Origin of the sequence: Polaromonas sp. (assembly GCF_012927415.1) — a bacterium.
In the GTDB taxonomy this organism is placed as follows: Bacteria; Pseudomonadota; Gammaproteobacteria; order Burkholderiales; family Burkholderiaceae_C; genus Polaromonas.
Genome location: NZ_JABBPF010000074.1, coordinates 1 through 26,524 on the forward strand (window position 1 = coordinate 1; position 26,524 = coordinate 26,524).

28 protein-coding genes and 1 pseudogene are annotated in these 26,524 nt (G+C 62.6%); 16 read left to right on the forward strand and 13 right to left on the reverse strand.

Annotation, left to right across the window (positions count from 1 at the left end):
* A partial coding sequence (locus HHJ19_RS07685) for an endonuclease/exonuclease/phosphatase family protein (protein ID WP_296905568.1) occupies positions 1 to 426 on the forward strand: 426 nt, incomplete at its 5' end.
* Between the two features lie 264 nt (positions 427 to 690).
* On the opposite strand, the gene HHJ19_RS07690 is transcribed toward HHJ19_RS07685, so the two are convergent.
* Positions 691 to 1,539, reverse strand: coding sequence for a PA4780 family RIO1-like protein kinase (locus HHJ19_RS07690; RefSeq protein ID WP_296905570.1), 849 nt, complete (start codon positions 1,537 to 1,539; stop codon positions 691 to 693).
* Positions 1,540 to 1,717: 178 nt separating this feature from the next.
* Here HHJ19_RS07690 and HHJ19_RS07695 point away from each other — a divergent pair, with 178 nt between their 5' ends.
* Positions 1,718 to 2,137 (forward strand): CopG family transcriptional regulator, encoded by a 420-nt coding sequence (locus tag HHJ19_RS07695; RefSeq protein WP_296905571.1) that lies wholly within the window; start codon positions 1,718 to 1,720, stop codon positions 2,135 to 2,137.
* A gap of 18 nt (positions 2,138 to 2,155) precedes the next feature.
* Positions 2,156 to 3,223 carry a PHB depolymerase family esterase gene (locus HHJ19_RS07700; protein ID WP_296905573.1) on the forward strand — a complete coding sequence of 356 codons (1,068 nt, stop codon included), beginning with the start codon at positions 2,156 to 2,158 and terminating at the stop codon, positions 3,221 to 3,223.
* Positions 3,224 to 3,341: 118 nt separating this feature from the next.
* Here the strand turns inward: HHJ19_RS07700 and HHJ19_RS07705 are convergent, their stop codons facing one another.
* The 4 genes from HHJ19_RS07705 to HHJ19_RS07720 all read right to left on the reverse strand — a co-directional run bounded on the left by HHJ19_RS07705 (position 3,342) and on the right by HHJ19_RS07720 (position 5,768).
* Positions 3,342 to 3,650 carry a hypothetical protein gene (locus HHJ19_RS07705; RefSeq protein WP_296905575.1) on the reverse strand — a complete coding sequence of 103 codons (309 nt, stop codon included), beginning with the start codon at positions 3,648 to 3,650 and terminating at the stop codon, positions 3,342 to 3,344.
* The gene (locus tag HHJ19_RS07710; RefSeq protein ID WP_296905577.1) at positions 3,647 to 4,429 is read right to left on the reverse strand and encodes a metallophosphoesterase; all 783 of its coding nucleotides are present in this window, start codon (positions 4,427 to 4,429) and stop codon (positions 3,647 to 3,649) included. The genes HHJ19_RS07705 and HHJ19_RS07710 overlap by 4 nt, the downstream gene beginning before the upstream one ends.
* Before the next feature lie 90 nt (positions 4,430 to 4,519).
* The gene (locus HHJ19_RS07715) at positions 4,520 to 4,720 is read right to left on the reverse strand and encodes a hypothetical protein (RefSeq protein WP_296905578.1); all 201 of its coding nucleotides are present in this window, start codon (positions 4,718 to 4,720) and stop codon (positions 4,520 to 4,522) included.
* A gap of 205 nt (positions 4,721 to 4,925) precedes the next feature.
* Entirely contained in the window at positions 4,926 to 5,768 is an 843-nt protein-coding gene (locus tag HHJ19_RS07720) for a M48 family metallopeptidase (protein ID WP_296905580.1), read from the reverse strand.
* A gap of 31 nt (positions 5,769 to 5,799) precedes the next feature.
* Here HHJ19_RS07720 and HHJ19_RS07725 point away from each other — a divergent pair, with 31 nt between their 5' ends.
* The 6 genes from HHJ19_RS07725 to HHJ19_RS07750 all read left to right on the forward strand — a co-directional run bounded on the left by HHJ19_RS07725 (position 5,800) and on the right by HHJ19_RS07750 (position 12,752).
* Positions 5,800 to 7,191, forward strand: coding sequence for an MFS transporter (locus HHJ19_RS07725; protein ID WP_296905582.1), 1,392 nt, complete (start codon positions 5,800 to 5,802; stop codon positions 7,189 to 7,191).
* Between the two features lie 199 nt (positions 7,192 to 7,390).
* Positions 7,391 to 8,107, forward strand: coding sequence for a response regulator transcription factor (locus HHJ19_RS07730; protein ID WP_296905583.1), 717 nt, complete (start codon positions 7,391 to 7,393; stop codon positions 8,105 to 8,107).
* A gap of 184 nt (positions 8,108 to 8,291) precedes the next feature.
* On the forward strand, positions 8,292 to 9,500 hold the full coding sequence (locus tag HHJ19_RS07735; protein WP_296905585.1) for an ATP-binding protein: 1,209 nt from the start codon (positions 8,292 to 8,294) through the stop codon (positions 9,498 to 9,500).
* Positions 9,501 to 9,668: 168 nt separating this feature from the next.
* A complete protein-coding gene (locus tag HHJ19_RS07740) occupies positions 9,669 to 10,505 on the forward strand; it encodes a creatininase family protein (RefSeq protein WP_296905587.1) in 837 nt (278 codons plus the stop codon).
* Between the two features lie 152 nt (positions 10,506 to 10,657).
* Positions 10,658 to 11,782, forward strand: a complete 1,125-nt coding sequence (locus HHJ19_RS07745) for a YncE family protein (protein WP_296905617.1) — start codon at positions 10,658 to 10,660, stop codon at positions 11,780 to 11,782.
* Between the two features lie 343 nt (positions 11,783 to 12,125).
* Positions 12,126 to 12,752 (forward strand): carboxymuconolactone decarboxylase family protein, encoded by a 627-nt coding sequence (locus HHJ19_RS07750; protein ID WP_296905589.1) that lies wholly within the window; start codon positions 12,126 to 12,128, stop codon positions 12,750 to 12,752.
* Positions 12,753 to 13,088: 336 nt separating this feature from the next.
* On the opposite strand, the gene waaF is transcribed toward HHJ19_RS07750, so the two are convergent.
* From waaF to radA, 6 genes are all read right to left on the reverse strand, one after another.
* On the reverse strand, positions 13,089 to 14,096 hold the full coding sequence (waaF, locus tag HHJ19_RS07755) for a lipopolysaccharide heptosyltransferase II (RefSeq protein WP_296905591.1): 1,008 nt from the start codon (positions 14,094 to 14,096) through the stop codon (positions 13,089 to 13,091).
* Positions 14,097 to 14,200: 104 nt separating this feature from the next.
* A complete protein-coding gene (locus tag HHJ19_RS07760) occupies positions 14,201 to 14,410 on the reverse strand; it encodes a zinc-finger domain-containing protein (RefSeq protein ID WP_296905593.1) in 210 nt (69 codons plus the stop codon).
* Between the two features lie 2 nt (positions 14,411 to 14,412).
* Positions 14,413 to 15,354 (reverse strand): branched-chain amino acid transaminase, encoded by a 942-nt coding sequence (locus tag HHJ19_RS07765; protein ID WP_296905595.1) that lies wholly within the window; start codon positions 15,352 to 15,354, stop codon positions 14,413 to 14,415.
* Between the two features lie 112 nt (positions 15,355 to 15,466).
* Positions 15,467 to 15,880 (reverse strand): glycerate kinase, encoded by a 414-nt coding sequence (locus HHJ19_RS07770; RefSeq protein ID WP_296905597.1) that lies wholly within the window; start codon positions 15,878 to 15,880, stop codon positions 15,467 to 15,469.
* 163 nt (positions 15,881 to 16,043) lie between these two features.
* Positions 16,044 to 16,238 (reverse strand): hypothetical protein, encoded by a 195-nt coding sequence (locus HHJ19_RS07775; protein WP_296905599.1) that lies wholly within the window; start codon positions 16,236 to 16,238, stop codon positions 16,044 to 16,046.
* A 40-nt stretch (positions 16,239 to 16,278) separates the two neighbouring features.
* On the reverse strand, positions 16,279 to 17,655 hold the full coding sequence (gene radA / locus HHJ19_RS07780; protein ID WP_296905601.1) for a DNA repair protein RadA: 1,377 nt from the start codon (positions 17,653 to 17,655) through the stop codon (positions 16,279 to 16,281).
* Positions 17,656 to 17,868: 213 nt separating this feature from the next.
* Between radA and HHJ19_RS07785 the strand changes: the two genes are divergently transcribed.
* The 3 genes from HHJ19_RS07785 to HHJ19_RS07795 all read left to right on the forward strand — a co-directional run bounded on the left by HHJ19_RS07785 (position 17,869) and on the right by HHJ19_RS07795 (position 20,948).
* A complete protein-coding gene (locus HHJ19_RS07785; RefSeq protein WP_296905603.1) occupies positions 17,869 to 18,864 on the forward strand; it encodes a Bug family tripartite tricarboxylate transporter substrate binding protein in 996 nt (331 codons plus the stop codon).
* 180 nt (positions 18,865 to 19,044) lie between these two features.
* Complete coding sequence (locus HHJ19_RS07790; RefSeq protein ID WP_296905605.1) at positions 19,045 to 20,019, forward strand: 2-dehydropantoate 2-reductase; 975 nt, start codon at positions 19,045 to 19,047, stop codon at positions 20,017 to 20,019.
* 35 nt (positions 20,020 to 20,054) lie between these two features.
* Entirely contained in the window at positions 20,055 to 20,948 is an 894-nt protein-coding gene (locus HHJ19_RS07795) for an NAD(P)-dependent oxidoreductase (protein ID WP_296905607.1), read from the forward strand.
* 9 nt (positions 20,949 to 20,957) lie between these two features.
* On the opposite strand, the gene alr is transcribed toward HHJ19_RS07795, so the two are convergent.
* A complete protein-coding gene (alr, locus tag HHJ19_RS07800) occupies positions 20,958 to 22,067 on the reverse strand; it encodes an alanine racemase (RefSeq protein ID WP_296905608.1) in 1,110 nt (369 codons plus the stop codon).
* A gap of 186 nt (positions 22,068 to 22,253) precedes the next feature.
* Between alr and lplT the strand changes: the two genes are divergently transcribed.
* The 4 genes from lplT to HHJ19_RS07820 all read left to right on the forward strand — a co-directional run bounded on the left by lplT (position 22,254) and on the right by HHJ19_RS07820 (position 25,692).
* Complete coding sequence (gene lplT, locus HHJ19_RS07805; protein ID WP_296905610.1) at positions 22,254 to 23,534, forward strand: lysophospholipid transporter LplT; 1,281 nt, start codon at positions 22,254 to 22,256, stop codon at positions 23,532 to 23,534.
* Complete coding sequence (locus HHJ19_RS07810) at positions 23,534 to 24,466, forward strand: DMT family transporter (RefSeq protein ID WP_296905612.1); 933 nt, start codon at positions 23,534 to 23,536, stop codon at positions 24,464 to 24,466. Before lplT ends, HHJ19_RS07810 begins: the two co-directional genes overlap by 1 nt.
* Positions 24,463 to 25,056, forward strand: a complete 594-nt coding sequence (locus HHJ19_RS07815) for a pyridoxamine 5'-phosphate oxidase family protein (RefSeq protein ID WP_296905614.1) — start codon at positions 24,463 to 24,465, stop codon at positions 25,054 to 25,056. The genes HHJ19_RS07810 and HHJ19_RS07815 overlap by 4 nt, the downstream gene beginning before the upstream one ends.
* Before the next feature lie 138 nt (positions 25,057 to 25,194).
* Entirely contained in the window at positions 25,195 to 25,692 is a 498-nt protein-coding gene (locus tag HHJ19_RS07820; protein ID WP_296905616.1) for a glutathione peroxidase, read from the forward strand.
* A 55-nt stretch (positions 25,693 to 25,747) separates the two neighbouring features.
* On the opposite strand, the pseudogene HHJ19_RS07825 reads toward HHJ19_RS07820, so the two are convergent.
* Positions 25,748 to 26,468, reverse strand: a pseudogene (locus tag HHJ19_RS07825) (YafY family protein).
* Between the last annotated feature and the right edge of the window lie 56 nt (positions 26,469 to 26,524).

The following is a 26,524-nucleotide window of genomic DNA, read 5'->3' on the forward strand; positions in this document are numbered from 1 at the left end:
ACACGTGACTTCGTGCTCTGCGGCGACATCAATATCGCGCACCAGGAAATCGACCTGAAAAACTACAAGGGCAACCGCAAGAACAGCGGCTTTTTACCTGAAGAGCGCGCTTGGATGAGCCAATTGCTGCGTGATGCCGAGCTGGCCAACGAAGCCGCCGATGAACTGATTCAGGGCGCCGGCCCAACGCCAAAGGGGGGCGGCATGGTCGACGTGTACCGCCAGCTGCACCCCGCCACCACCGCCGAAGCCTACACCTGGTGGAGCAACCGCGGCCAGGCCTATGCCAAAAACGTTGGCTGGCGGCTGGACTACCACCTTGCCACCCCGGCTGTCGCCGCTCGCGCCCGATCGGCCGACATTTACAAGGCGCAACGCTTCAGCGACCATGCACCGTTGACAATTGAATACGAAGGCTTGCTCTGACAACGGCCAGGAAGCCGGTCAACAACATTACAACGCATCACGAACGGGTCTGCAGGGGCATTTCAGCCATCTTGGCGCAAAAGGACGCAAAGGAGCACGCCTTCATATAAAAGACACTGCTCGTCACCACGCCGGAAAGCATCACCGATGGCTTTTACCTGCTGGACAAGTCCTGGCACTTCATCTTCCTCGGCCGGACAGATCGCATGCCCGCGTGCCGGCTCTTCAGGCGCAACGCAGTGCGCCGGCCTGGCCCCTCAGCCCTCAGCCAGCGGCATTCATACGCACACGCCGCGCCGCCTCTTGCGCGTTGGCATCGTCAATCTCGCGCAGCACGCCACCCACATCGACCGGCCCGCTCTTGCGCTGGAAGCGGCCGGTCAATACCGTGTCGGGGTAGAGCACGCCGCGCTGGTACAAGTCCCACATCTCGTGGCCATAGTCAATCTGCAGCAGATCGGGCGCAAACTGGCCAAAGAAATGGCGCAGGTTGGCAACGTCGCGCAGCAGCATGCGGTTGGCGTGATTGTTGCCGGCGGCATCCACCGCCTGCGGCAAGTCGATGATGACCGGTCCGTCGGCGGCCAGCAGGATGTTGAATTCAGAAAGATCGCCGTGCACCACGCCGGCGCACAACATGCGAATCACCTCGGTTAACAAGGTCGCATGGTGCGCGCGTGCCTGCCCGGGCGTGAACGCGACATCGTTCAGCCTCGGTGCGGCGTCGCCATGCTCGTCGGTCACCAGTTCCATCAGCAACACGCCGTCGCAGAAATTATGCGGTTTGGGCACGCGCACGCCGGCATCAGCCAGGCGATACAGCGCGTCGACCTCGGCGCTTTGCCATGCAGCCTCGCTCGCCTGCCGGCCAAATTTCGTGCCCTTGGCCATGGCTCTGGCCTGGCGGGTGTTCTTGACCTTGCGGTTTTCGGTGTAGTCCACTGCCTGTCGAAAGCTGCGCTGGCTGGCCTCTTTGTAAATCTTGGCGCAGCGCGTCTCATCACCGCAGCGCACCACGTAGACCATGGCTTCCTTGCCGCTCATGAGCTGGCGGACCACGCTGTCGATCAGGCCTTCTTCAACGAGGGATTGCAATCTTGGGGGTACTTTCATGGTCGCAATTGTGCGCTGTGTCGCAAATTCATGGCGCGGCGACCTTCCGCCCTGACGCAGGGCACGGTTAACCGGTTTAGCCACGCGCCAGGCATGCGCCGAAGCAAGAGAAATTCGCTGGCACAAAAAATTATTACCAATAATAAACATCCACACGGATGGTGCTAAGATGTTTTTTATGTCAAAAAGCATAAAACCCGTCAATGCCGCCAAACCGGCTGACGAAAAACTCACCATCAATCTGGGGTATGTCGATCTCGGCAAGATCGATCTGCTGGTCCAGGAAGGCTTTTACGCCAACCGCAGCGACCTGATTCGGACCGCCATCCGCAGCCACCTGGCCAGCCACGCCGACGTGGTGAAGCAGGTCGTGGCGCGCAAGACGCTGGTGCTGGGCATTCAGCATTTCAGCGCCGACGAGCTGCGCGCCGTGCAGGCGTCGGGCGAGGCGCTGCAGATTCGTGTGCTCGGCCTGGCCAGCATCGCGCTCGACGTCAGCCCCGAGCTGGCGCTGGCCGCCATTGACTCGGTGGTCGTGCTGGGCGCGCTGCACGCCAGCCCGGCAGTGAAGGCTGCACTTTCCAACCGTATCCGCTGAACGCAACCAAGGAATTCCATGACCCCCTCTTTTCAAAGCCTGATCTCCGAAGCCACACGCCTGACCCAGGGCGGCAATCTGCAGGCGGCTACCGCGGCAATCCAGGCGGCCCTCGCTGACGCCGCCTCGACGACCTCGGCCGCCAGCGCCGCCACCCGCGACAGCTGGGTCATTGATGTGCCGGCACGCGAGCTTGAACGCGAAACGGGGACGTCGGCTCAACCGCCGTCCGCCGGCGGCCGGTTTATTGCGGGCAGCCACCAGGAGGCGTCCGGCGCGCGCGAATACAAACTCTACATTCCCCCGGCAGCCAGCAGCCAAGCGCTGCCGCTGGTCGTGATGCTGCATGGCTGCACGCAGAACCCCGACGATTTCGCACTGGGCACCGGCATGAATGAAGCAGCGCTCAAGCACGGTTTTTTTGTGCTTTACCCGGCCCAGGCACAAAGCGCAAATCCTTCACGTTGCTGGAACTGGTTCAAGCACAACCACCAGAAGCGCGGCCGCGGCGAGCCGGCAATCCTGGCAGGCATGACGCGCGAGGTAATGAAGCAGCACAACATCGATCCGCAGCGCGTTTACGTGGCCGGGCTTTCCGCCGGTGGCGCCATGGCGGCCATCCTTGGCGCGGCTTACCCGGATCTGTTCGCGGCGGTCGGTGTGCACTCGGGCCTGCCCGCCGGGTCGGCCATCAATGTCCAGCAGGCGCTCAGCGTGATGAAAAGTGGCGGCAGCGCCAGTTCATCAGCGGCTCAGGCGCCGCCTACCATCGTCTTCCACGGCGATCAGGACAGCACCGTGCATCCGGTCAATGGCGAACATGTCGCCGCAGCCAGCGCAGGCGCTGCAGCGCCCGAACTGCAGCAGGCGCGCAGCCCGAACGGTCGCCATTACACACGGCGCGTCTACCGCGAAGCGGGCGGTCGCTTGCGGGCCGAGCATTGGGCCGTGCATGGTGCCGGCCACGCCTGGTCTGGCGGCAGCGCCCGGGGCTCTTACACGGATGCGAGTGGCCCGGACGCCACGCAGGAGATGCTGCGTTTCTTCTTGGCCAACAAGCTCTCCAACCTGCACCCGGTCGCCTGACCGGGCCAAAACAGAAACCGGCGATTCCAACCCCGGCCCGAACCTGGATGGCTCGTTACCGTATTACTATTAAATAAGTAGCACGTTATAGCGATAAACAATGAACAAGAAGCGGTTTTTACTCATTTTCATGGAAAAGAACGGGCCAACAACCCCGCTCGCCGGCCAGCAGGTCGAGTTCGCCGCGTGAAGGCCTTTCGCAAGGCTGTGCATGCAGCACATGCGCCACGGTAGCGGCCGCCGGAGAAAAATAAGCGATCACTTCGCAGTGCAATCGCCCTTCCGACTCATGCCGGGTAAAGACCGCCATGTCCAGCGGCCGTCCCGCCAGCACATACAGCGGCTCAAACAGATCCTTGATCTGGTCCGTCTTGCTGTAAGCCCAGACGCCGTCTCCAAGCGCTTTCGAAAACCATGGGCTACTCATATCGTTGGCTCCTGCAGAACAACTTCCACCAGCAAATGGCTGTCAAAAGAGGGGTTCTCATTGACCCCTTGCCGTGAATAGCCGCGGGGATTGCAGACCACCCGCGTCCCGTTGACAAAATAGTCAAAACTGTCGTGCGTGTGGCCGTGTATCCAGAGCTGCGCGCGGCCCGCGTCCGCCAGTCGATCCAGATCAGACACAAAACACGCATTCAGCAGCGAATCGGCAAATCGCGGATGCACGCTTTGAAGCGAAGGCGAGTGGTGGGTTACGACCACGGTCGGCCCCGCGTGCGCCTGCGCCAGCCGGTCTTCGAGCCAGCGGGCCTGCGCCAGGCAAAGCGCCGCGCAATCATCCGGCGTAAATATCTGGCCGGGCAAATCGCTGACATGGATTTTCTGGAAGTCGTGCATGAAGGCTTGAGCCTGCTGCATCGCCTGCGCCCGCCGCGCGCCCTGACCAAAGAGCCCGAAATCGGTCCACAAGGTGGCTCCCAGAAACCGCACACCTTGGATGATGATCTCGTCGCAATCCAGCACATGGATACCGGTGCCGGCGCACAGCCGCTTGAGTTCACCCACGGTGCCGGACAGGCTGCCATCGTAGAACTCGTGGTTGCCGGGTACATAAAGCACTGGCTTATCAAAGCCTCCAGCCCAGGTGACGGCGTCCTGCGGCCTGGCAATGTCGCCGGCCAGAATGATCACATCGGCGCCGGTCCGGGGAATTTCGAGCGGGCCGCAACTCAGGTGCAGGTCAGACAGAATATTCAGTTTCATGGGCATAGTGCGGGTGCGGACGGCCTTGCACATTGGCAACCGGCGACCTCATGGTACAGCGCGCCGGGCACCCTCGACCGGAAAAGGTGATCAGTCCCTGCAGGCAACTCCGGCAAGGTGGTTGTCATTTTTCTGGCGCCCGCGCCATCCAATGAAGCAAGACTGGCCCACCTGAGGTGAATACAGGCGAACCCTGACGCCCACAGCCCCGGCCCCGACGGCGCAGGACACGCTGGCGCTGCCGGTCGCCGCCGGCAACCTGTCAGCCTTGAGCCGCTGATGCGGACTCATCACCGGCGCCTGTTCAGGTGGCGGGCACTGCAAGAGCCGAGTGTCGATGAAACCGCGCTCTGCCTGGAGATTTCAGCCGCTCTCGTCAAGACCCGTTATTTCGGGCCCGGCGGGCGCTGCGGCTGGCCCTGCTGCACGACGTAAAAGCGGGCGCTGCGACAGTATGGTTCATGCCGTGGTGCAGGCGCGTCTAAGGGCAGCGCCCCTAGACGCGCGCGCGCTCGTAGAGGCCCTGAACCTTGGGCACGTTGGCCTGCAGCTGCTGAATGCGCTGAGGGCCCGAAGGATGGGTGGAAAGAAAGCCCGGGCCACCCGCGCCACCGCCGGCCTGTGCCATTTTTTGCCAGAGGCTGACCGAAGCCTGGGGGTTGTAGCCGGCGCGCGCGGCCAGCTCCAGCCCGACCAGATCGGCATCGGTTTCATCTTCCCGGCTGAAACGCAGCGTGAGCAACTGCGTGCCAACGCTGGCCGCAACGTCGCCCAGTTGCCCCAGTCCGAGCAGCTGCGCACCGAACGAGAGCAAGGTCCCGGTGCCCTGGCTCTTGGCGATGCGGGCACGCGCATGCTCGCGCAGCGCATGGGCCATTTCGTGGCCCATGACCATGGCCATTTCGTCATCGGTGAGCTTGAGCTGATCGACGATGCCGGTGTAAACGGCTACTTTTCCACCCGGCATGCAAAACGCGTTGATCTCCTTGCTGCTGATCAGGTTCAACTCCCAACGCCATTGCCGGGAACGATCATTCCATTGCGCGGCGAAAGGCACCAGCCGCAGGCCGATCTTTTGCAGCCGATGGAGCTGCGGGTTGCCCGGCGGCGCGAGCGCGCCCTTGGCGCGGGCTTCAGCCAGCAGCTTGCTGTATTCCTGCGTCGCCGCGCCTTCTATTTCATCAACCGGCACAAGGCTGCGCAAACCCGAAGGGGGTCCCACATTGACCTGCGCCAGCAAGGGCGGGCTGACCGCAGCGGCCGTGGCGCCGGCAGCGGCCAGCAAAAAACCCCGGCGGCCGAGCCAGGCAGAGTGTTTGACATCGCATAAGTAGCACATGGGTGAATAATAGCCACAAATCGAATTTCCCATGCCAGACAAAACCTTTTCCACCCTTGCCGCCAGTCCGTCCAATTCGACCCTTGCCGGCGCACCGAAAGCAGCCGCGGCCGGCACCCCAAAACCCGGCTGGCGCGAGGTCTGGCAGGTCTATTCCGAGGCCGCCACCTTGCGCATGTTGCTGCTCGGTTTTTCGGCTGGGCTGCCCTTGCTGCTGGTGTTTGGCACGCTCAGCTTCTGGCTGCGTGAGGCCGGTATTGACCGCACCACGATTGGCTATCTGAGCTGGGTCGGGCTGGCTTACGGCTTCAAATGGGTCTGGGCGCCGCTGGTCGACCGGCTGCCGATCCCGCTGCTCACGCGCTGGCTAGGGCGGCGCCGCAGCTGGTTGCTGCTGTCGCAGGCAACCATCATCACGGCGCTGGTGTGCATGGCGCTGACCGACCCCAAGCTGGCCCTGCTGCCGGTGGTGTGGTGTGCGCTGGCAGTTGCCTTTGGTTCGGCAACGCAGGACATCGCGCTGGACGCCTACCGGATCGAATCGGCCGATATCAAGCGACAGGCCGCGCTCGCCGCAGCCTACCAGACCGGCTACCGTATCGCGATGATCTGGGCTGGCGCTGGTGCGCTGTGGATTGCCGCGCGCGCTGAAATCGTCGGCGTGAGCAGCTACCAGCATGGCGCCTGGCAAACCGCTTACCTGGTGATGGCCGCGTCGATGATGCTGGGCGTGGTGACCGTGCTGTGTTCGCCCGAGCCCCAGCGCCGCGAACTGCCGCCCAGCAAAAACGCGGCGGAGTGGTTCAGGGGCGCGCTGGTGGACCCGTTTGCCGATTTTCTGCGGCGCTACGGCAAGCAGGCCCTGCTGATTCTGGCGCTGATCGCGATTTACCGCATCAGCGATGTCGTCATGGGCATCATGGCCAACCCGTTTTACGTGGACATGGGCTACTCCAAGGACGAAGTGGCGACAGTGACCAAGATTTACGGCGTCATCATGACCCTGGTTGGCGCCTTTGTCGGCGGCGGTCTGGCCATGCGCTTTGGCGTGATGAAGGTATTGATGCTGGGTGCCATCCTGAGCGCCGGCAGCAACCTGCTGTTTGCCTGGCTGGGCACGCGCGGCCATGATGTGACCTCGTTGATCTTCGTGATTTCGGCCGACAACCTCTCAAGCGGCATTGCCTCGGCGGCCTTCATCGCCTACCTGTCGAGCCTGACCAACGTCAACTATTCGGCCACCCAATACGCGCTTTTCAGCTCCATGATGCTGCTTTTACCCAAGGCGCTGGCGGGCTATTCGGGGCGTTATGTCGATGCTTTTGGTTACAGTAACTTCTTCACCGCCACCGCCTTGCTGGGTTTGCCGGTATTGCTGCTGGTATGGCTCGCTTCAAGGACAAAAACGGCTGATGTCCAGTAAGAATCGGCATTATTAGCTCTTGTTTTTATAGCAAGATTCAAACAAGGAAAAACTCTGCTGCCAGCGTGTGTGCCTGACAAGCACCGGCGATTTACCTATCTTTACGGCCGCTTCAAGCGCAATTGTTGCGCTGCGCCCACCATCGATGCCATTGCAGTGGTCGTTGCCAGCGGACACTGCTTCAACCGAGGACTTGCCCATGACCCAACAGCTGCTGATGATAGAAGACGACACCCGTCTGGCGACCATGGTGGGTGAGTATCTGCGGCAGTCGGGCTATGGTTTTACCCATGCGGCGACTGGCACCAGCGGCTTGGCTGCGCTCCACGAAAGCCCGCCGGATCTGGTCATCCTGGATTTGATGCTGCCCGACATGGACGGGCTCGAAGTGTGCCGCCGCATTAAGGGCCAGGGCAGCGAGTCGCCCCATACCGCCGTGCTGATGTTGACGGCCAAGGGCGATCCGATGGACCGCATCGTCGGGCTGGAAATTGGCGCTGACGATTACCTGCCCAAACCGTTTGAGCCGCGCGAATTGCTGGCGCGTATCCGCGCCGTGCTGCGCCGCGGCGGTGAGGCGAGTGGCGGCACTGCCGGCAACGGCCACAAGGTGATGCGCTTCGGCTCACTGGAAATCGATCGCGATGCCAGAGCCGTCACTGTCGCCGGTAACCTGTGTGAGCTGACGTCTTACCAGTTTGACCTGCTGGTGGCCTTGGCCGAGCGCGCCGGCAGAGTGCTGAGCCGCGACCAGATCATGGAAGCCGTTCGCGGCCGCGAGCTTGAGGCATTTGACCGTTCCATCGACGTGCACATGGGCCGCATCCGCAGCGCCATCGAAACAGACGCCAAAGATCCGAAACGCATCCTGACGGTGCGCGGTGTGGGTTACGTCTTTGCCAAGCAGCAAGACTGATCAAAGCGCGGTTGTCATGCGGTTTCAAGAAATTCAGGTGTCGGGACGCAGGGCAAGGCGCCCGGGACGCAGGACACCGGAATCCACTTTGGTGAATGAGAATTCGGAGCACCGCCGAACGCTGGATTTTCGTTCGCGCCCCGCGTTGCCATGCGCCCGAAGATTGGATTTATAGCATCCCATCATGTGGACCCGTTTTACCTCGCACCTGTATGTGCGCATCTGGCTCGCCGTGGTGGCCACCGTCATCGTGCTGACTTTTCTGGTTGGCGCCGCTTGGCATCTGAGCGCGGATCTGCCTCAGCTGCCGATCCGTGAGGTGCTGGTTCACAACGCCTCTGGCGAGGTCATCGGCACGGCACAAACCAAGCCCGACCGCAAACTCGGCGAAGACATCGAGTTCGATCTGGTGACCACCGACGGCCAGACCCTGAACCTGTTGCTGCCCCGGCCCCAGCGCGCCCCCGGGAACCAGTGGATGCGGCTGCCGTTCGGCTTTGGCTTCAGCTGGATGCTGGGCCTGGTGGGTCTTGCCGTGGCGCTGGGCGCTTACCCGGTGATGCGCCGCCTGACGCTGCGGCTGGAAGCCCTGCAGCGCGGGGTCGAGCGCTGGGGCGCTGGCGACCTGTCGGCGCGCGTCAACACCGAGGGCAGCGACGAAGTGGCTTTTCTGGCCGAACGTTTCAACCATGCCGCCGAGCGCATCGAGACCCTGATGGACTCACACAAGTCACTGCTGGCCAATGCTTCGCACGAGTTGCGCTCGCCGCTGGCGCGCATCCGCATGAGCTTGGAGCTGATGAACCTGGACGCGTCATCGCCCCAGCGCCTCGAGATTTCGCGCAGCATCACCGAGCTGGACCAGCTGATTGATGAAATCCTGCTGGCCAGCCGCCTGGACGCCAGGCAAGCCGACGCCGAACCCTTTGAAACAGTCGACCTTACCGGGCTGGCGGCCGAGGAATGTTCGCGCGTCAATGCCGAGCTGGAGGCCGATCTGGCGACCGGAACGGGCACTGCCAGCACCAGCCACAGCCTGACGGTGCAAGGCTCGGCGCGACTGCTGCGCCGGCTGATTCGCAACCTGCTGGAAAACGCCAGGCGTTACAGCCGCGGCGACATCAGCCTGGAACTGACACAAATCGGCGCCGGCGGCCAGCAGCGTGCTGTCATCAAGGTGCATGATCGCGGCCCCGGCGTGCCGGCCGCCCAGCGCGAGCGTATTTTCGAGCCGTTTTACCGCCTGCCGGGCGCCAGCGAACAGGAAGGCGGCGTGGGCCTGGGGCTGGCGCTGGTCAAATCCATCAGCGAGCGGCACGGCGGAAGCGTGCGCTGCGAAGCCCGGCCGGGCGGTGGTGCCTCGTTTATTGTTGAGTTGCCACTGGGCGCCTGAACCCGTTTTATGCCTGCGCGGCCTGCAGCGCGTGGTCCGGCACGGAATGATCCGGTCAGCAAGCATGCTGTTTGATTGAACATTGACTGATCCTGATCAAACCCGTTTCGCCCTGGCGCAACGCTGGGCCAACCCGGCTGGCGCACAATTCCCTTCATGAGAGTCAGAATGCCCCATCTTTTTGAATTTTTTCCCAAGGCGACTGTTTGCCTTGCCTTGACGGCATGTTCCATGGCCGCGACCGCCGCCGCCCAACCGGGCAGTGTCTTCATCGAAGAACTGACGTCATTCGAATTGCGGGAAAAAATTGCCAATGGCGCGACCACCGTGCTGATTCCGATCGGTGGCACCGAACAGAACGGTCCCCACATGGCTTTAGGCAAACACAACGTACGGGCTAAATTTCTGGCGGCCCAGATTGCCCAACGCCTTGGAAACGCCGTGGTGGCCCCAGTCCTTGCCTACGTTCCGGAAGGGGCTATTTCTCCTCCCGTTGCCCACATGCGGTTTACCGGAACGATGTCAATCCCCGAGGCCACGTTTGAAAGCATCCTCGAATCGACCGCCAGAAGTTTCAAGCAGCATGGCTTTCATGATGTCGTTTTCCTCGGCGATCATGGGGGATACCAGAAAAACGAAACGCGTGCCGCCGAGAAGATCAACAAGGAATGGGCGGCTGACACCCGATACCGCGCCTACGGCCTGACCGCCTACTACGCTGCGGCCCAGGCGCCTTTCACGAAGGTGCTGAAAAGCAAGGGATTTTCCGATGCGGAGATCGGGCTGCACGCCGGGCTGTCCGACACCTCGTTGACCATGGCCATTGACAAGTCCCTGGTGCGCCCGGATTTGCTGGCTGAAGGCGCAAAAACCGGTCCTGCCGACGGCGTCTACGGAGATCCAAGAAGATCGTCGGCCGAGCTGGGACAAATCGGCGTCCAGATCATTGTCGAAAAATCAGTCCAGGCCATTCAGGAAGCCATCAGGCAACGCGGCATCCGCTAAATTTTTTAGGTCATCCGTTCGTGAAACCCCATTTGAAAATCATCTCTGCCATCGCAGCCGGATCACTGCTGATCCCGGTGCTCTTCACCCCTATTTCTGCCGCGACCAATGCCGCGACAACGTCAAAGCCGGTCGTCAAGACGATTGCCGGCATGCCGCCAGTGGCTGATCCGGACAATCTGTACAGCGAAACCAGGGCTGACCAGTTCAACCCGGTGGTCAAGGACGATCTGGAGCGGGTGTACGTCCCCAATCTGCGTTCGAACGATGTTTCCGTGATCGACCCCACGACTTTGAAGGTGGTTGACCGCTTCAAAGTCGGCCGTGCGCCCCAGCACATCGTGCCGTCCTGGGATCTGCGAACGCTCTGGGTTGCCAACAATGCCGAACGGGGAAACGACGGAAGTCTGACGCCAGTTGATCCGCGCACCGGCAAGCCCGGCAAGGCCGTGCCGGTAGACGACCCCTACAACATGTACTTCAGTCCGGATGGCCAGTCAGCAATTGTTGTGGCCGAAGCCAAGCATCGCCTGGACTTCAGGGATCCCAAAACCCTGAAATTGCAGTATTCCATTGAAGTACCCAAATGCGGGGGAATCAATCATGGGGATTTTTCAATTGATGGCCGCTATGCGATCTTCACCTGTGAGTTCGAAGGCAGCATTGCCAAAATTGATCTGGTTAACAAAAGCGTGACCGGCTATTTGAAGCTGGTTCTTCCCAAAACACGCTTCAAGGACACCGTCACCTCCCCCAACCCACTGGAAACAGAGATTTGCACGGCAAGCAAGGGCATGCCGCAAGACATACGGATATCGCCCAACGGAAAATTGTTCTATGTAGCCGATATGGAGTCGGACGGCGTTCACCTGATCGACGGCGAAACCTTCAAGGAAGTCGGTTTTGTTGCCACCGGTGTTGCAGCGCATGGCTTGTACCCCAGTCGCGACGCCAAATCCCTCTATGTCGCCAATCGGGGCTCACACAACATTCATGGCAAACGCAAAGGGCCAGGAAGTGTCACCGTTATCGACTTCTCAAGCAACAAAGTGGTCGCCAATTGGACGGTCCCCGGCGGTGGCAGCCCCGATATGGGAAATGTGAGCAATGACGGAAAATGGCTCTGGCTGTCTGGCCGGTTTGATGACATGGTCTACCGCTTCGACACGGCCTCAGGAAAAGTTGACTCTATCAAGGTCGGCCAGGAGCCCCATGGCCTCACTGTTTGGCCTCAGCCTGGCCGTTATTCTCTGGGTCATACCGGAAACATGCGCTGACGATCACCAAGACTGACGAAAGATTGGCTGCCTGCTGTATTTTGATCCGCTCCGCTTGCTGCATCTGATACCGCCCGAGGCGCGTAATCCAGTCGAGTAAACCAACACCTGATTTGCGGCCACCGGTCCGGTAGCCGCCCTGACCCGGCTCCGACGACACAGGCCGGGTGCCCGAAAAACCGCTGCCCGCGATCGGCGGGTGATGGCCGGATCAATGCCCGCAGCCGGTAGTTGCCTGCCGCAGAAAATAGCATCCGGTTTTGTCGCTTTATCCGGCTGGGCCGGCGATGCGCGCGAGCCGGTTTGCTACCCTCAAAGTCTTTGCAAATCACCAGGAGCCAGCATGACCAGCACAGACCCCCGCCCGCCCGCCGCCAACGTTCCCCAGGGCTTTTCCAGCCTTGGCGCCGAGCGCATGCCCTTGCTGCCACCGCAAGCCATGTCGCCGATGCAGCGTGATGCCGCCAACGCGCTGATTGCCGGGCCTCGCAAGGCCGTGTTTGGCCCTTTTATTGCGCTGCTGCGCAGCCCCGAGCTGATGGACCGGATCGGCAAGGTCGGCGAATACCTGCGTTTTGAAAGCATGCTGGAGGTGCGGCTGCGCGAACTGGTGATGTGCCGGGTTGCCCGGCAGGTGTGCAACCAGTTTGAGTGGCTGATGCATGCGCCGCAGGCACTCAAGGCGGGCGTGCTGCAGTCCACGCTCGACGCCATTGCCGAGGGCCGGCAGCCGCGAAACATGGCCGCAGACGAAGCCGTGGTGCTCGCTTTCACGTCAGAGTTGCTGCAGCAAAACGGCTGTTGCGACACCACTTACGCCGAGGCGGTAGCATCGCTGGGCGAGCAGGGCGTGGTCGAGCTCACCAGCCTGGTGGGTTATTTCGTGATGGTCTGCTGGGTCATGAACGTGGCGCGTACACCAGCCGAGGGAAAAGCCGGCTTTGCGCCCCTCTCCGCTTTTCCGGCTTGAGACCGCGGGCCGGGTTGGCTGGATCAACTAAATTCAAGCGCCGTAAACACGCGGCTGGCGGATGTCGTTCAGGCGGCTCGTGGGGCCGAGCGGGCATTCGAGCTAACAGGTTTTTCGCTGAGCTGCTCCTACGCCTGGCGCTTTCAACCGACGAAGCGCCCGAGCGCCGAAATTGCTTGGCGCGGCCTTCGTTACGGCTCGTTAAAATGGCACTCGCAAAGTCGTCCGTTGCCATTCAATTCACCGGTGACGTCACACGCCATGCCGTCAGCGGCTTTGCAGTGGCTAATCCGCGTGCGTTCGGCCCAGACCGCAGATCCTTTCCCCTGCACTCCCTTAAAGCGCCCGCAACACCCGCTCCGCGCTGATGTCGTTCAGGCAACGCGTGTGGCCAAGCGGGCATTCGCGCTCAAAGCAGGGCGCGCAGTCCAGCGGCGGTTGATAGGCGGGGTCGGTTTTCAGCCAGAGCACCGTCGCCTTGTCGTTCAGCGGCGGTGTATGCAGCGGGCTGGACGAACCGAAAATCGCCACCTGCGGCACACCCAGGGCGGCAGCGACGTGCATCAGGCCGGAATCGTTGCTGACGCTGCTGCGGCTGGCGGCAATCAGTGCCAGCGCCTGTGGCAGCGAGGTTTTGCCGGCCAGGTTGAGGCATTTGTCTGGCTGCGCGACATTGACCGGCCCGGCAATTTCGTCGCACAGGGCCGCTTCCTTGCCGGAGCCGAGCAGCACCACCGGCAAATCCAGGCTGGCGGCGAGTTCTGCAAAGTGGCGGGCCGGCCAGCGCTTTGCCGGGCCGAATTCTGCGCCCGGCGCAAAGACGACATAGCCGCCTTGCTGCAGACCGAACTCATGCAGCGTTGCGCCGATTTGCGCTGCCGCAATCTGTAGTTCAGGCCGGTCGCCCGGCAAATCGCCCTCGCCGCTCAGGGCCGAATAAAACGCCACCATGGGTGGTTTGTTTTTCGGGTTTTTGAGCCGGTGCGTGAGCAAGCCGACGCGCGCTTCGCCAAGGTAGCCGATGCGCTGGGGAATGCTGGCTAGAAACGGAAGCAGCGCGCTTTTCAGCGAATTGGGCAGCACATAGGCTTTGTCGAACCGGCCTGCCATACGCTGGGCGATGGCGCGGCGTGCCCTGAATTGCAGGCCGCCATGGGCAAATGGAAATTCAATCACTTCGGCTACCTGCGGCATGGCGCGGTAGACCGGCGCCACCCAGGGCAGGGCCCCGACGGTGAGGCGCTCGCCGCGCGCGTGCAGGTGGCGCAGCAGCGGCTCGGTCATTACAGCGTCACCGATCCACTGCGGTGCGATGACGAGGGAGTTGGCCTGGCTACTCTGCATAAATTCCGTTCACCCCGGACTTGTGGAATGCTGCGCTGCTAGTGCAAGGTTCGGGAAAACCCGGACTTTGGCAAGCTCAGTCCGGACCGGAACTCGCCGCAATTTCAGTGGCTTGCGCCAAAGTGCTCACCCGCCTTGAGCCGGTACAGCGTGCCGCAGTAGGGACATTTGGCTTCGCCTGCCCGCGCCACGTCAAGGTAAACCTTGGGGTGGCTGTTCCACAGCTTCATGTCAGCTTTGGGATTGGGGCAATACACGCCGCCCTGGGCATTGAGGTCGGTGGCCAGTAGTTCGATGGTGGAAGATGTGCTCATGTTCAAACCTTGGTCAGCCAGGACGCGTACTTGGGATTGCGGCCGTTGACGATGTCAAAGAAGGCGGTCTGAATTTTTTCGGTGATGGGACCGCGTGAGCCGCTGCCGATCTCGATGCGGTCCAGCTCGCGGATGGGGGTCACCTCAGCGGCCGTACCCGAGAAAAATGCCTCGTCTGCAATGTAGATTTCATCGCGGGTAATCGGCTTTTCCTTGATGGTTATGCCCAAATCCTCGCAGATGCTGAAGATGGTGTTGCGCGTGATGCCGTTCAGTGCGCCGGCGCTGGAGTCCGGTGTGTAGACCACGCCCTTGCGCACGACGAACAGGTTCTCGCCCGCACCTTCCGAGGCAAAGCCTTGCGGGTCAAGCAGCAGCGCCTCGTCGTAGCCTTCGTCGGTGGCTTCCATGTTGGCCAGGATCGAGTTGGTGTAGTTGCTCACGGCCTTGGCGTGAATCATCGTGATGTTGACGTGGTGGCGCGTGAAACTGCTGGTCTTCACGCGAATGCCGCGCTTCATGCCCTCTTCGCCCAGATAGGCGCCCCAAGTCCAGGCTGCCACCATCAGGTGGATGGTGTTGCCCTTGGGGCTGACGCCGAGTTTTTCCGAGCCGATCCAGGTCAGTGGGCGGATGTAGCCGCTCTCCAGATGGTTTTCACGCACCACGGCGATTTGCGCATCCATCACCTGTTGCGGGGTAAAGGGAATTTTCATGCGCAGGATCTTGGCGCTGTTGAACAGCCGCTCGGTGTGCTCTTCGAGCCGGAAAATCGCCGTGCTGCCGTCGGCCATCTTGTAGGCGCGCACACCTTCAAACGCGCCGCAGCCGTAATGCAGGGTATGGCTCAGCACATGGATTTTGGCGTCGCGCCACTCAACCATCTGGCCGTCCATCCAGATTTTTCCGTCGCGGTCTGCCATGGAGGGTGCTACTGGGGACATGATGCTGATCCTGTGGTGAATGAGTGTGGTCGTGCAATGAGGGTAAGCCAGCGTCGTGCCCAGCCGTGTCAATCGCCTGGGCAGGCCTTGCAAAAAACCCTAACCGCGGATTTTACGGCGTGGGCGGCAACCCGCTTTCAGGCGGCCTGAAAAGCGCATGATGCGCCAGCTTGCCGCCGGCAAAAGTGCAGGTCACATGGGACTCGCTTCCATCGGTCCATCGAAACACCTCGGGCTGCACGTCCTTGTCCGACTGGAGCTTGCCCAGCGCGCGGGTCATGGCGACCACATGCAGCAAGCTCAACCCGGGTTTGAGCTTGGCGTTGAGCATGACGGCACTGTCCACATAGCCGATCGGCCGGTTGGCCGCGCGCTTGAGCACCTGCATCAGGCGGGTGAAATGCAGCAGCATCCACATCACCAGGCCGGTGGCCACGGCCGCTATGCCAGCCCAGCCGTAATAGCGGTAAGCCAGCACCGTTGCCGCCACGCCGCCCAGCGGAATAAGAATTTTCTGATAGTTCATACCGCTATTTTCGCAGCCCGGGCTGGATCGCCGATTGCGGGGAGTGCGTAGACAACCTAAAACTGGAATTTTTTCAATGCTTCAGGCAATTTAACATCCAGGTCCATAGAGTACGGTTACTTATTGCTATTTTTTTAATAGCAGACATGCTGCGTGAAACCCGTCAGGCGGCGCGCATGCCCGGACCGTGGCCCTGCGCAAAGCCGGGCACCACGGTTTTAAGCCAGTACGCCAAGTCGCTGCTGGCCCGGTCGATTTGCCCGGCAGGCAGCGCAAGCAAGGCCAGTACTTGCCGCCATTGAGTGCCGCACAGGGCCGGCAAATTGCCGTGAAGGTCTGAAATGATCGCGAGTTTCACGGGGTGCCGTGCGCCGGACCCCAACCGACAGGTTACCAACTCAGCTCAAGCTGCGCACCACTTCCAGCGCTTCCTCGATGCGCTCCACGGCATGAATCGTCAGGCCCTCAACCGGTTTTTTCGGCGCATTGGCCTTGGGTACCACCGCGACGCTGAAACCCAGCTTGGCCGCCTCCTTCAGCCGCTCCTGGCCGCGCGGCGCAGGCCGCACTTCGCCGGCCAGGCCGACCTCGCCAAAGGCCAGAAAGCCCTTGGGCAGCGGCTTGCCGCGCAGGCTGGAAGCAATCGCCAGCATCACCGCCAGATCGGCGGCCGGCTCGCTGATGCGCACGCCGCCCACGGCATTGACAAACACGTCTTGGTCCATGCAGGCGACGCCGGCGTGGCGGTGCAGCACGGCCAGCAGCATGGCAAGGCGGTCTTTGTCCAGACCCACGCTCAGCCGCCTTGGCGAAGGTCCGCCGCTGTCGACCAGCGCCTGAATCTCGACCAGCAAGGGGCGTGTGCCCTCCAGCGTGACCATGACGCAGCTGCCGGGCACCGGCTCGCTGTGCTGGCTCAGGAAAATGGCGCTGGGGTTGCTGACCCCCTTCAGACCTTTTTCGGTCATGGCAAACACACCGATTTCATTGACCGCGCCAAAACGGTTCTTGATGGCGCGCACCAGCCGGAAGCTCGAATGCGTGTCGCCCTCAAAATAAAGCACGGTGTCCACCATGTGCTCCAGCACGCGCGGGCCGGCCAACGCACCTTCCTTGGTCACATGACCGACCAGCACGATGCACACGCCGCTGGCCTTGGCCGCGCGCGTCAGGTGGGCGGCGCATTCGCGCACTTGCGCCACCGAGCCGGGGGCCGAAGTGAGCTGGTCGGAATAGACCGTCTGGATCGAGTCGATGACGGCAATGGCGGGTCGCGTGGCTTGCAGCGTGGCGAGAATTTTGTCGAGCTGGATTTCGGCCATCACCAGGACCCGCGAGCCGTCCAGCCCGAGCCGGCGGGCACGCAACGCGACCTGCGCGCCGCTTTCTTCACCGGTGACATACAACGTGTTCTGGCCGGCGCGCTGCAGCGAGTCGAGCGCCTGCAGCAGCAGCGTCGATTTGCCGATACCCGGGTCACCGCCGATCAGCACCACGCCGCCTTCGACAATGCCGCCGCCCAGCACGCGGTCGAGCTCCTCGTGGCCGGTAGGGGTACGTGTCATGTCGGTGGCTTCGATGTCGGCCAGCGCGATGACCTCCGAGGCCTTGGCCAGTGACTGGAATTGCGGGCTGTAGCGGTTTTTGCCGGCGGCGCTCTCGGCGGCCGATTCGATCAGCGTGTTCCAGGCATTGCAGTGCGGGCATTTGCCCAGCCACTTGGGGCTGATGCCGCCGCACTCGGTGCAGGTGTAGATTGTTTTGTCTTTCGCCATAGGTCCATGTTACTGGATAAAAAAACAGCTGCACTGAAAATTCATGCCGCCGGAGCCGGCCGGAGCCAGCGCGCGGCACCGCGCAAAGGACTTGCGCGAGGCCGCACAAAACACAGACTTGCTGACACAATACAGAATGATTTCGGGGCTGGCCGCGCCCGCATTCGTTTAGTCAAAAAAACCCATCAACCCGCGACAGACAAGGAAACCCCGATGCGCATTTCACGCCGCCACATCATTCAGTCCACCGGCGCAGCCACCCTGCTGGCAAGCATCGGCCGATATGCCCTGGCGCAGACACTGCCGTCACTGGAAAACACCAAAATCGTTGCCGGTTTTGCGCCCGGCGGCACGGCTGATACGGTGTCCCGCCGCGTGGCTGACAAGCTGCACCCGGGCTATGCAAAAAACTCCGTGGTAGAAAACAAGACCGGTGCCGGCGGGCAGATTGCCGTACAGTTCGTCAAGAATGCGCTGCCCGACGGCGCGACCCTGCTGCTGACACCGATGTCGATGCTGGGCATTTATCCGCACACCTATAAAAAGCTGCCTTACGACCCGGTCGCTGACCTGACGCCGGTGTCGTGCGCGGCGATGTTCGATTACGGCTTCGCGGTCGGCCCGATGGTGCCTGCCAGCATTAAAACCGTTCCGGAATTCCTGGCCTGGTGCAGGGCCAACCCGAACCTGGCCAACTTTGGTTCTCCCGCTGCGGGCTCGTCGCCCCATTTCATCGGCGCCTTGCTGGGCAAAGCCGGGAATGTTGACCTGCGCCATATTGCCTTCCGCGGCACGCAGCCTGCCGTGCTCGACATGATTGGCGGCCAGATCGCCGCCGTGTCCGGCCCCACCGGCGAGTTCACCCAGCACGTTGCGGCGGGCAAGTGCCGCCTGCTGTCCACCAGCGGGCCCAGGCGCGGCAAGTTCACGCCCGGCACCCCCACCCTGCAGGAACAGGGGTTCAAGGACATGGCGTTCACCGAGTGGTTTGGTTTTTTCATGCCCGCCAAGGCGCCGCAAGATGTGTTGCAACGCCTGAACGCCGCCATTCGCAGTGCACTTGCCGCGCAAGACGTGATCGATGGGCTGGCGGGGTCTTACCTTGAGGTCATGCCCACATCGCCGGGCCAGCTGGCGGCCATGCTCAAAGCTGACACGGAACTCTGGGGCCCGCTCGTCAAGGCGATTGGCTTTACGCCCGAAGGTTGAGCCGGAAGTTCAGGGTGGATTGATTGTTGTTGAAGAATGCAAGTCACCGACCCGGCCACTTTGACTGGCCGGTCGGCTGGTTGGCTCTCTTCGTGGTTTTTTCAGGCGTTTCAAGGCATCTCAAGAACTGCGTTCTGCCCGACCGGGCATGAGCGCGCCAGAGCAGCGAAAAGGATCACCATGAAAGTCTGTATTTACGGCGCGGGCGCCATTGGCGGCTGGATCGGCAGCGGATTGGCCCGGGCGGGCTGCAGCGTCAGCGTCGTGGCGCGCGGCGCGACGCTGGACGCGCTGCAGCTGCACGGCCTGCGCCTGCAGCAGAATGGTCGGGTCACGTCGCAGGCGGTGGCCTCCAGCGCCTCCCCGGCGGAGTTCAGCGTGCAGGATCTGGTGGTGCTGGCCGTCAAGGCACCATCGCTGCCCGAAGTGGTTCAGCAGATTGCGCCGCTGCTCGGCCCGAATACGCTCGTGATGACCGCCATGAACGGTGTGCCGTGGTGGTTTTTGCAGGGTTTTGGCGGCGCGCTGGCGGACCAGCGCCTGATCTCTGTAGACCCGGACGGCGAACTGGCCAGAGCCATACCGGCCGCGCCGATCCTCGGCTGCGTGGTGCATGCCAGCTGCTCGCAGGAAGAACCCGGGCTGGTGCAACATCACTTTGGCAACACCCTGATCCTGGGCGAGCCCTCGGGCGGGAAAACCGCCCGGGTGCAACAGCTGGCCAGCCTGCTCGAAAAGGCGGGTTTTGAAGTGCCGGTGTCCGACCAGATCCAGAAAGACATCTGGTTCAAGCTCTGGGGCAACATGACGGTCAACCCGATCAGCGCCCTGACCGGCGCCACCACGGACCTCATCATGGCGGACGAGCTGGTGCGCGGTTTTATCTCCAGCGTGATGCTTGAGGCCAAGGAAATCGGCGCGCGCATCGGCATCAGGATCGAGCAGCGGCCGGAAGACCGGCACCAGATCACGCTCAAGCTCGGCGCCTTCAAGACCTCGATGCTGCAGGACGTGGAAGCCGGCAAGGCGCTGGAACTTGATGCCCTGGTGGCCGCCGTGCGCGAGCTGGGCCAGCTCACCGGCGCAGCCACACCGTTTACCGATGCCCTGCTGGGCCTGGCGCGGCTCAAGGCGCAGGTGCACGGACTCTATTAACGTGAGTGCTGACGCTTTTCCAAAGGACCCCTTTCATGAAACATATTGGAATCATCGGTGCATCGGGCCTGATGGGCCACGGCATTGCACGCAACCTGCAGCGCAAGGGCTTTGATGTCAGCCTGAGCATTCATCGCAACAGCGAACGGGTGGCAGATCTGCTGGCAGCCGGTGCCAGGCAGGTCACCGGCCCGGCCGAGCTGGGCGCCTGCGACGCGGTCATCATCTGCGTGACCGGATCGCCCCAGGTTGAACAGGTCCTCTCAAGCCCGCAGGGCGTATTATCCGGAGCCCGCGCCGGGCTCATCGTGATAGACACCTCGACCAGCGAGCCCGAATCCACGCGCCGCCTGGCAGCGCTATGCGCCGGGCGAAGCGTGACGCTGGTCGATGCGCCGCTGGCGCGTACCCCGACCGAAGCCGAGCTGGGAAAACTCAACACGATGGTGGGTGCCGAACAGGCGGTGTTTGACAGAATAGCGCCGGTGCTGGCGGCCTACTGCGAAAACATCTTTCACGTCGGCGGCCCGGGTGCTGGTCATGTGATCAAGCTGCTGAACAACTTCATCGGGCAGGCGATTTGCACGGCGACGGCCGAAGCCTTTGCGGTTGGCGCCCTGGCCGGCATCGAGCCCAGGAAGCTGGTCGAGGTAATTACAGCCGGCGCGGTGAATTCCGGGTTGTTTCAGGCCATGGCCAAGACGCTGGACGGCAACTTCGAAGGCATACGGTTTGAACTCGACAACGCCCGCAAGGACTTGCGCTACTACACCCATCTGGCCGAAGAAGTGAAGGTTCCCGCCCTGGTGGGTGAGGCCGTGCATCAGAGCCTGGTGACGGCCAGCGCGCTGGGCCAGGGCGCAAAGTATGTTCCGGCGCTCGTCACGGCGCAGGAAAAACTTACCGGCGCGAAAATTACGCCGCGATGAGGAAGATCATCAGCCCAAGGTGCCGGCCAGGGGCATGAAGGGCACGCGCGGCGCCACCGCGCACATCAGCTCATAACCCACCGTGCCGGCGGACCGCGCGACGTCGTCAATCGGCAGCACAGCGCCGGTCGATGCGCAGCCCCAGAGCGTGACCTCGCTGCCCATGCCGGCGCCCGGCACCGGCGACAGGTCTACCGTGATCATGTCCATGCTGACGCGACCCACCATACGCGTTTTCACGCCATTGACCAGCACCGGCGTGCCGGTAATGCAGTGACGCGGATAGCCATCTGCATAGCCACAGGCGACGACACCGATGCGCAGCGGGCCTTCCGCAACAAAGCTGGAGCCGTAACCGACGGTGTCACCGGCCAGCAGATGCTGCATGCCGATGATTCGGGAGCTCAGCGTCATCGTCGGCTTCAGGTCCCAGTCCTGCGCGCTGTGTTCGGGAAAGTCAGGCGCGCTGCCGTACAGCACGATGCCGGGCCGGACCCAGTCCGAGCGCCCCGCCAGCTCCCGGCCGTGGCGCAGCATGGCGGCGCTGTTGCTCAGCGTTCGCTCTCCGGGCAGATCGTGTGTCACGGCATCAAAGGCCCGGAGGTGCGCGCTGATGCCTTTCGGGCCGTCGGCATCCGGGAAATGCTGCATCAGCGAGATCTCTTCAACCTGCGGCAGGGCGTTGAGGCGAATCCAGGCGGCACGAAAGCGTTCGGGCGTGAAGCCCAGCCGGTTCATGCCGGTGTTCATCTTGAGGAATACCCGGTGCGGCAGCTGCGTCTTGTGGGCCGCGAGCATGTCAATCTGCTCATTGCAATGGATGGCGTGCCACAGGCCAAGGCGCGAACACAGCTCAAGGTCGCGCGCCTCGAAGCAGCCTTCGAGCAGCAGGATGGGGCCGCGCCAGTCGAGCGCTCGCAAGCGCTGGGCTTCGGCCAGGTCCAGCAGGGCAAAGCCGTCGGCGCTGCGCAGCGCGTCAAAAACACGCTCGATGCCGTGGCCGTAGGCGTTGGCCTTGACGATGGCCCAGACGCGCGCGTCGGGCGTGGCGGCGCGCACGCGGGCAAGGTTGTGGCCAAGCGCTGCGGGGTGAACGGTGGCAAAAATGGGACGGGGCATGGCGCAATGGTGTAGGTGGAGCAGCGCGGGCCGTGATAGACCTCACGGATTAACGGGCTGCTTCGGGGTATTTACGGATTCTGACACCGGAGCCCATGCTATAAACGGCAATCGTCTGGAGACATTCACCTTTATTTTGCGGCATCAGATTAGCTGATGTTTTTTTGCGGTGATCAAAAAAGTTTAATGAAGCGCGGTTTTTATACCATCATGGCAGCCCAGTTTTTCAGCTCACTGGCTGATAACGCGCTGTTTGTAGCCGCCGTGGAGCTGCTTAAAACCAGTGGCGCTCCCAAGTGGCAACCGGCGGCGCTGGTGCCCATGTTTGCGCTGTTTTACGTCATTTTGGCGCCTTTTGTCGGCGCCTACGCTGACGCAAGGCCCAAGGGCAATGTCATGTTCGTGAGCAACGCCATCAAGGTCATCGGCTGCCTGATGATGCTGTTTGGCTCGCACCCCCTGCTGGCCTACGCCATTGTCGGCCTGGGTGCGGCCGCCTATTCGCCCGCCAAGTACGGCATCCTGACCGAGCTGCTGCCGGCCTCGCAGCTGGTGAAGGCCAACGGCTGGATTGAAGGGCTGACGATTTCATCCATCATTCTGGGCGTGCTGCTAGGCGGCCAGTTGGTGGGACATGCGGTGTCCAGCCAGCTGCTGGCGTTTGACTTTCCGCTCATCGACACCGGCATCACGACAGCGCCGGAAGCGGCGATTTCAGTGCTGATCCTGCTTTACATCATTGCCGCCTGGTTCAACCTGCGCATCCCCGACACCGGTGTCGAGATGCGGCCCATGCCGCGCAACAAGCTCGAATTGCTGCCCGACTTCTGGAACTGCAACGCCGCGCTGTGGCGTGACAAGCTGGGCCAGATATCGCTGTCCACGACCACGCTGTTCTGGGGCGTCTCGGGCAATCTGCGCTACATCGTGCTGGCCTGGAGCGCGGCGGCGCTGGGCTACAGCACGACCCAAGCTTCGTCGCTGGTCGGCGTGGTGGCGATCGGCACGGCGGCCGGCGCCATTCTGGCGTCCATGCGCATGCGGCTGGACCAGGCCACCAGAGTCATGCCGCTCGGCATTGCCATGGGCGTGCTGGTGATCCTGATGAACTTCATCAGCAATGTCTGGGTCGCCGCGCCCTTCCTGATTCTGCTCGGCGGCCTGGGCGGTTTTCTGGTGGTGCCGATGAATGCACTGCTGCAGCACCGCGGCCACAACCTGATGGGCGCCGGCCGCTCGATTGCCGTGCAGAACTTCAACGAGCAGGCCTGCATTCTGAGTCTGGGGGCGTTCTACAGCCTGTCTACCGGCCTGGGCCTGTCGGCCTTTGGCGCCATTACCGCCTTTGGCCTGGTCGTGGCCGGCTTCATGTGGCTGATCCAGCGCTGGCACCAGAGCAACACCATCAAGTACAAAGAGCCGCTTGACCATTTGCTGAGCATCGCCCGCAGTGATAAATCGCACTGATGGGGCTGGCAGTGAACAGCGCCACAAAAGCGCGCACGGCCACGCTGGCGGCGGCCGCGCTGGTTTTCAATGCCCTGGTCTGGGGTGTCTCCTGGTGGCCGTTCCGGCAATTGCAGGGCTACGGCCTGCATCCGCTGTGGGCGACGGCGATGATGTACCTGATGGTGGTGACCGGCCTGCTGGTCGTGCAGTTCCATGCCTGGCGCGGCTTTCTGGCCTGGCCGCAACTGTGGCTGCTGGCCGCCGCGGCGGGGCTGACGAATGTCTGCTTCAACTGGGCCGTCACCGTGGGCGACGTGGTGCGTGTGGTGCTGCTCTTTTACCTGATGCCCGCCTGGTCGGTGCTGGTGGCGTGGTGGCTGCTGGGTGAAAAACCTTCACCCGCTTCCCTGCTCCGCTTACTGGTGGCGATGGCGGGCGTGCTGGTGGTCCTCAAAACGCCAGGGTCGGCCTGGCCAGTACCGCAGGGTGCAGCCGACTGGCTTGCCATTTTTGGCGGCCTCAGCTTTGCCGTGACCAATTCCTTGCTGCGCAAATATGGCCATACGCCCGGCGGCTCGCGCATGCTGGCGATGTTTGGTGGCAGCGGCCTGCTCGCCGCGGCGGCGGCGCTGATCGGCCTGTCGGTGGAGCTGGTTCCGGCGCCCGCGCTGCAGGCGGCGGGCATTCCGGTGCTGCTCGGTCTTGGGCTGGCGTTCATGGCCGGCAACACCGCGCTGCTCTATGGCGCGGCGCGGCTGGACGCCGCCACCACGGCCATCGTAATGCTGACCGAAATCCTGTTTGCCAGCGGCTCCGCCGCCGCCCTTGGCGCGGCCGAGTTCAGCCCGCGTATTTTGCTGGGCGGTAGCCTGATCGTGCTGGCCGCTGTGCTGGCCGCCATGGCGCCTGCGGGAGCAGGCAAGCCTGTTGACGGAGCATCACGGCCGTGAGCACCGACCCTCCCGCATCACCCCCGCTTGAAATCCTGGCTGACATCGAGCAGGCCATCTGGGAGGATCTGGCCTGCGCCGTGCAGGAGCCCCGGCACCTCTGGCGCACCCCCTGCCTTTTGACCAGCCACCAGCAGGCACCCGAGGGCCGGGTGGTTGTCTTGCGCCACGCCGATACCGCGCTAAGGACGCTGGCGTTTTACACTGACGCCCGCTCACCCAAGGTCGGGCAAATCAGGGGCCAGCCTCACGGCATGCTGGTTTTCTGGAACCCGGTACGCAGCTGGCAACTGCGCGTGCGGTGTGCCCTCAGCGTGGCGACCACCGGCAGCGCCGTTGAGCAGGCCTGGGAGCAGCTCAGGAATTCCCGGACCGCAGGCGACTATCTGGGCGAGCGGGCGCCCGGTGAAAAGCTGGCCTGCCTGCCCCTGACCAGCGAAAGCGTGCCGCTGCCAACGGCCAGCCCGGCACCGCACCACCTTGCCATCATCAGCGCGCAGGTGCAAAGCCTGGACTGGCTGGAGCTGGCGCGCACGGGTCACCGCCGCGCTGCGTTTTCCAGCGAAGGCGCCGCATGGCTGCAGTGCTGAGCACACAAGCCGTTTTCAAGAGTCTGCCGGCCCGGCCACTCCCGCCGGGCGCCGTACAGCGGCTTTGAAGCAGAGTCACCCGGGGTATTCAGGACCGCTTTACAGTAACCAACAAACCATCACTTCAGGAGCCTTGACATGAGCACCCCCAGCCCCACCATCTACGACTTTAGCGCCCGCCAGATCGATGGCAAGGACATCCCGATGGCCCAATTCAGGGGCAAGGTGATGCTGGTCGTCAACACGGCCAGTGCGTGTGGCTTTACCCCGCAGTTCGGCGGTTTGGAAGCGCTGTACAAAAGCTATGGAGGCAAAGGCCTGGCAGTGCTGGGTTTTCCGTGCAACCAGTTTGGCTCGCAGGACCCGGGCCAGGACAGCGAAATCGCCAGCTTCTGCCAAATCAACTACGGCGTGAGTTTTCCCATGATGTCCAAGATCGACGTCAACGGCCCCGCCGCCCATCCGCTGTACAAGTGGCTGACCGCCGAAGCGCCGGGCCTGCTGGGCAGCAAGGCCATCAAGTGGAATTTCACCAAGTTCCTGGTTGGCAAGGATGGTCGCGTCATCAAGCGTTATGCGCCACTGGACAAACCGGCCGTCATGGCGAAAGACATCGAAACCGCGCTGGCCGCCTGAAATCCAGAGAAACAGGGCTCAGATCCAATGAATACGGTCATTAATTGCTATTTATTTATTTAATAGCGTTCGCTGTTGAGCCGCCCGACGCTGATCCGCCGGCGCCGGCCTGGCGCAGAAAGTCGGCCAGCGTCTTGCCCGCCTCATCGCGAAAAACATCGTCGAGGCGCAGCACCCTCCTCGATGCGGTCGAGCCGAAAACTGCGGAAGGCCTGCCGGGCTTCGCACCAGGCGCCCAGCGCCCAGACCTTGCCCCAGAAAAAGCAGCCCAGTGGCCGGATGCTGCGCTGACTGCTCCGGTCCGCCGCGTCGCGGTAGCGGATGCACAGCAGGCGGCGCGCCTGCACCGCCTCGCGCAGGGTTTGCAGGCCTTGCTGCGTGACGGGATCAAGCGCGAAGGCCGGCGCGTACAGGGCCAGGCTCCCAGCCGCCGCGCGCGTCGGACCTGACAGCACCGACAGTCTTTTTCCCAGCGCCTGCTCGGCCTGACGCGCCAGCGCCGGGTCCAGCTAGGTCTGGCCCAGCCGCACACCGGCCACCAGAGCCCTGGCTTCGTCTTCGCTGAACATCAGCGGCGGCAAATCAAACCCGGCACCGAAACGGTAGCCGACCCCGGCCTCGCCCTCTATCGGCACGCCCTGGTGCTGCAGGTCGGCGATATCACGGTAGACGGTGCGCACCGACACGTCCAGGCGCTGCGACAGAAAGGTCGCCGTGCTCAGGCGGCGGCCACGGATCAGCTGGACAAGTTGGAACAGACGGTCGGCTCGGCGCATGGTCGCTGGCTTCTAGAAGCCCCGGGCGCGCTTGCCAGCCGGAGCGTCAAAGCGGC